General features: G+C 78.7%; 1 protein-coding gene. It reads right to left on the minus strand.

All coding sequences use genetic code 11. The features are described 5' to 3' along the window. Nucleotides 1–22: 22 nt before the first annotated feature. A partial coding sequence (priA, locus tag CKO13_RS12255) for a replication restart helicase PriA (RefSeq protein ID WP_242468040.1) occupies nucleotides 23–1242 on the minus strand: 1220 nt, incomplete at its 5' end.

Genomic DNA, 1242 nt, shown 5'->3' on the forward strand with positions numbered 1-1242 from the left:
AGGCGGTGGACGCCGAGGCCCCCTACCGCTTCCTGGAGGGGGCCTCGGCGTCCACCGCCTCGGCGCGCAGCAGGGCGAGGGCGCCGTAGGGCGGCAGCCCGGCGGCGCGGCGCTCGGCGAGGTGGGCCTCGGCGAAGGCCGGGTAGCCGCGCTCGAGGAGCGTGCGCAGCAGCGGGTGCTCGGGGTGGCGGGTCTGCAGGAGCACCTCGCCGGGCCGCTCGCCCCGCCCGGCCCGGCCGGAGACCTGGACGAGGAGCTGGGCGAGGCGCTCGGTGGCGCGGAAGTCGGCCCCGAAGAGCCCCTGGTCGACATCGACGACCGCCACGAGGGTCACCGCCGGCAGGTGGTGGCCCTTGGCGAGCATCTGCGTGCCGATCAGCAGCTGCGCCCCGCCGCGCTGCGCCTTGGCCAGCTGCGCCTCCAGCGCGCCGCGGCGCCGGGTGGTGTCGCGGTCGATGCGCACCTGCGCCACGTCCGGGAAGCGCCGCGCCAGGGCCTCCTCGAGCCGCTCCGTGCCCGGGCCGAGGGAGCGCAGGTCGGCGCCGGCGCACTCGGGGCACTGCGCCGGGACGGGGGCGGCGTGGCCGCAGTGGTGGCAGCGCATCCGCCCCTCGCCGCGGTGGAGGGTCAGCCGGGCGTCGCAGCGGTGGCACTCGGCGACCCAGCCGCAGGCGTGGCAGGTCAGCACCGGGGCGTAGCCGCGCCGGTTGAGGAAGATGAGCGCCTGGGCGCCGGCGTCGAGGTGGCGCTGCAGGGCGTCGAGCAGCGGCGCCGAGAGGCCGCCGTCGAGCCGGCGGCTGCGGATGTCGAGCACCCGCAGCGACGGCGGCCGGGCGCCGCCGGCGCGCCGGCTCAGGCGCAGCCGCGTGTAGCGGCCCTCGCGGGCGTTGTGCAGCGACTCCAGCGAGGGCGTCGCCGAGCCGAGGACCACCGGCACGTCGAGGGCCTGGGCGCGCAGGACGGCCAGGTCCCGGGCCGAGTAGCGGAAGCCCTCCTGCTGCGCCAGGGCGGCGTCGTGCTCCTCGTCGACGACGATCAGCCCCGGGCGCGGCAGCGGCGTGAAGACCGCCGAGCGGGTGCCGAGGATCACCCGGGCATCGCCGTCGCGGGCGGCGAGCCACGCCTCGGTGCGCTCGCGCTCCGCCAGCCCCGAGTGCAGCACCGCCACCGGCACGGCGAGGCGCGCGCGCAGGCGCTGGAGCAGCTGCGGGGCGAGGCCGATCTCGGGGACGAGGAGCAGCG

This window comes from Halorhodospira neutriphila, from assembly GCF_016584055.1.
In the GTDB taxonomy this organism is placed as follows: Bacteria; Pseudomonadota; Gammaproteobacteria; order Nitrococcales; family Halorhodospiraceae; genus Halorhodospira; species Halorhodospira neutriphila.